Below are 3,496 nucleotides of genomic sequence, written 5' to 3'. Positions count from 1 at the left end.
ACGCTGACGATCAGGGTGGTAATGGCGAGCAGATAAGCCAGAACTATCCACTGGACGTCCTGGAAGGCGGCGTTAAAGGCCTGCGCCAAGGTCGGCAAGCCTACATTAGCGATGCTGGTGCCGAGCGAGGACAGCAACATGGACAGCGACAGGCTGGCGAGCGCCCAGCGCGCCGAGGGGAGCAGTGGCGCACTGCCAGCGACTGCCTGAGTGCCGCCGGCCGTGTCTGGCTTGGTCATAAAAGTCATGCTGAGGCCTCTCTCTCGAACGCTAGTGATCAGGAGCCTATTCCTCCATTCGGCATAGCAGAAGACGCAGCATTTGCACTTTATACATGCACCTGACGCCATGCCATGCTCAGGCCGTGCTAGATTCGCGGCATGTCGACTCCCGATCTCAACCTGCTGATTACCCTGGACGCGCTGCTCGCCGAAGGCAGCGTGGCGCGCGCCGCCCAACGCTTGCGGCTGAGCCCCTCGGCCATGAGCCGGGCGCTGGCGCGATTGCGTGAGACCACCGGCGATCCGCTGTTGGTCAGGGCCGGACGCGGACTGGTGCCTACCCCCCGGGCACTCGAACTGCGCGAGCGGGTCAGTCAGCTGGTGCAGGACGCCGAAGCGCTGCTGCGCCCTAGTGAGACGCTCAACCTCAAGCAGCTGGTGCGCACGTTCAGGCTGCGCACCAGCGACGGCTTTGTAGAAAACTTCGGCCCTGCGCTCATCGCTCGCATCAGCCAGGTAGCCCCGGGGGTGCGGCTGCACTTCGTACAGAAATTAAACAAGGACAGCGCGCCCCTGCGCGACGCCAGCGTCGACCTGGAAACCGGCGTGGTCGGCGAGCTGACGAGCCCGGAGCTGCGCACGCGGGCGTTGTTCCGCGACCGCTTTATCGGCGTAGTGCGCATGGGCCACGCGCTGAGCCAGGGCGAGATCACCCCCACCCGTTATGCCTCCGGCCTGCACGTCCTGGTGTCGCGCCGTGACCTGATCGAGGGGCCGCTGGATGACGCCTTGAAGCCGCTTGGACTGGAGCAGCAGATAGTCACCATAGTCGGTGGCTTTGCCGCCGCGCTGGCGCTGGCGCGGGCCACAGACCTGATCGCTACGGTTCCCGAACGCCACACCGGCAACCTGCGCGCCGGCATGCACAGCTTTTCCCTCCCGCTCGCCACGCCGGAGATCAGGGTCGCCATGCTCTGGCACCCGCGGATGGATGCCGACCCTGCGCATCGCTGGTTGCGCGGCTGCATTCACGACGTTTGCGCGGAGCAGCTCGGTGAGTCTTCGACAGGCGCCAAAGCTGCCGAAGACTGAAGTGCATCAGCCCGCCAATAACCTATCCAGCGCCTGCTCCAGGGTGCTTACCGTGCGCTCGATATTGTTCAGCTTGTCCAGGCCGAACAGGCCGATGCGGAAAGTCTGGAAATCCGCCGGTTCGTCGCACTGCAGGGGTACCCCGGCGGCGATCTGCAGGCCTTGGGCGGCGAACTTCTTGCCGTTCTTGATCTCGCCGTCGTCGGTGTAGCAGACCACCACACCGGGGGCCTGAAAGCCTGGGGCGGCGACGCTTTGGAAACCCTTGTCGGTCAACAGCGCGCGTACCCGCTCGCCCAGTTCTTGCTGCTCCTCACGCACCTTGGCGAAACCGTAGGCGGCGGTCTCCTTCATCACGTCGCGAAAACGCGCCAGGGCATCGCTGGGCATGGTGGCGTGGTAGGCGTGGCCGCCCTGCTCGTAGGCCTGCATGATCTGCAGCCACTTTTTCAGGTCGCAGGCAAAGCTAGTGCTCTGGGTGGCCTCGACCCGTGCGCAGGCGGCCGCACTGAGCATTACCAGGGCGCAGCAGGGCGAGGCGCTCCAGCCTTTCTGCGGCGCGCTGATCAGCACGTCGATGCCGCAGGCCTGCATATCCACCCAGAGCGTGCCGGAGGCGATGCAGTCCAGCACGAACAGGCCACCGACGCCATGCACGGCGTCGGCCACGGCGCGCAGGTAGGCGTCGGGCAGGATCATCCCCGAGGCGGTTTCCACATGGGGGGCGAAGACCAGCTGGGGTTTTTCCGCCTGGATGGTCGCCAGCACCTCTTCAATCGGCGGCGGGGCGAAGGCGGCTTGGCGGCCGCTGGCCACGGGGCGGGCTTTGAGCACCTGCGCCGCGGATGGAATCTGCCCCATCTCGAAGATCTGCGTCCAGCGGTAGCTGAACCAGCCGTTGCGGATCACCAGGCACTTCTGTCCGCTGGCCAACTGCCGCGCCACTGCCTCCATGCCAAAGGTGCCACTGCCGGGCACTATGGCCACGGCCTGGGCGTTGTAGACCTGCTTCAGCGTGCTGGAAATATCCTTCATTACGCCCTGGAACGACTGCGACATATGGTTGAGGGAGCGGTCGGTGTAGACCACCGAATATTCGAGCAGGCCAGCGGGATCGATGCTCGGGAACAGCTCTGACATGACGGACTCCAGTGGCGAAGAGACTGATGCCTCGACCCTGCCCTAAGCCTTGGCAAATAACAAGGTTGCCGGCCCGCCCCGCCTGCCGCGGCCTGGCTCACAACTCCACGGAATAATTCGCCTGCGCCCTTGCATGTGCCCGGGTCGCCTGCTTAAATCTGACGCCCAGGTCAGCTCGTGACCAATAAGTCACGGCAAGCTTCTAAGGGCGCTCGCGCCTTTGTGGGTCCTGGGCTGCAGGGCAATCCGCCGAAAAACCACTGCAGGCCAATTGAACACTTAGGGGGGTCATTTAGCTGTTCGCCTAACGCCCCGTTGGGCTTGATCGTTCGTGACAAGGAAATCGCAACAGGGCCGTGTAAAACCCGCCCGGTTGCTCGTGCTTGCATATCAGATCCATGCGTTCCGCTGTCTGCGATAGCACCGCGCTCAGCCACTGTAGCGGGCCGCAGGACGCAACTTGTGCCAGGAGGCTAACGACATGAGGCTGGAAACCACCGTAGTCGAGATTCACCATCAGTACCGGGTGCATACCGAGCGCTACCTCAATGACGGCGCCGACAAGACCATCATCCTGGTCAACGGCTCGCTCGCGACCACCGCATCCTTCGCGCAAACCCTGCGTTACCTGCAACCACGCTTCAATGTAGTGCTCTACGACCAGCCCTACGCCGGCCAATCGCGGCTGCACAACCGCCACGACCGGCCGATCAGCAAGGAGGACGAGGCGCAGATTCTGCTGGAGCTGATCGAGCACTTCGCCGCCGACCATGTCTTGTCCTTCTCCTGGGGCGGTGCGGCCACGCTGCTGGCCCTGGCCCAACGGCCGCGGCGGATCGAGAAGGCGGTGATCACGTCATTCGCCGCCCGGATCAATAAGCCGATGCGCGAGTACCTGGAGAGCGGCCTGACTTTTCTCCAGGCCCACGACCGCGACAATATCGGCCACCTGATCAACAACAGCATCGGCAAGCACCTGCCGTCGCTGTTCAAGCGCTTCAACTACCGCCATATCAGCAGCCTGGCCGAACACGAATACCGGC

General features: G+C 63.9%; 3 protein-coding genes and 1 pseudogene. 2 read left to right on the top strand and 2 right to left on the bottom strand.

All coding sequences use genetic code 11. The features are described from left to right. A pseudogene (locus Q8Q83_RS04340) lies at positions 1-239 on the bottom strand (MFS transporter); the annotation flags it as partial. A gap of 141 nt (positions 240-380) precedes the next feature. Here Q8Q83_RS04340 and Q8Q83_RS04335 point away from each other — a divergent pair. Next, the gene (locus Q8Q83_RS04335) at positions 381-1,313 is read left to right on the top strand and encodes a LysR family transcriptional regulator (RefSeq protein WP_305621443.1); all 933 of its coding nucleotides are present in this window, start codon (positions 381-383) and stop codon (positions 1,311-1,313) included. A 6-nt stretch (positions 1,314-1,319) separates the two neighbouring features. Here the strand turns inward: Q8Q83_RS04335 and Q8Q83_RS04330 are convergent, their stop codons facing one another. After that, complete coding sequence (locus Q8Q83_RS04330) at positions 1,320-2,453, bottom strand: aminotransferase class V-fold PLP-dependent enzyme (RefSeq protein WP_305621441.1); 1,134 nt, start codon at positions 2,451-2,453, stop codon at positions 1,320-1,322. Positions 2,454-2,934: 481 nt separating this feature from the next. Here Q8Q83_RS04330 and Q8Q83_RS04325 point away from each other — a divergent pair. Then, positions 2,935-3,496: alpha/beta fold hydrolase (locus tag Q8Q83_RS04325; RefSeq protein ID WP_305621439.1), on the top strand; the 562-nt coding region annotated here is incomplete at its 3' end.

Source organism: Pseudomonas sp. (genome assembly GCF_030696055.1).
Taxonomy (GTDB): Bacteria; Pseudomonadota; Gammaproteobacteria; order Pseudomonadales; family Pseudomonadaceae; genus Aquipseudomonas.
This window is presented reverse-complemented; position numbering and strand designations above follow the sequence as displayed.

Excerpts from the sequence above, each read along its gene's own strand:
- Q8Q83_RS04335 (WP_305621443.1), top strand. The coding sequence starts at position 381 with ATGTCGACTCCCGATCTCAACCTGCTGATTACCCTGGACGCGCTGCTC.
- Q8Q83_RS04330 (WP_305621441.1), bottom strand. The coding sequence starts at position 2,453 with ATGTCAGAGCTGTTCCCGAGCATCGATCCCGCTGGCCTGCTCGAATAT.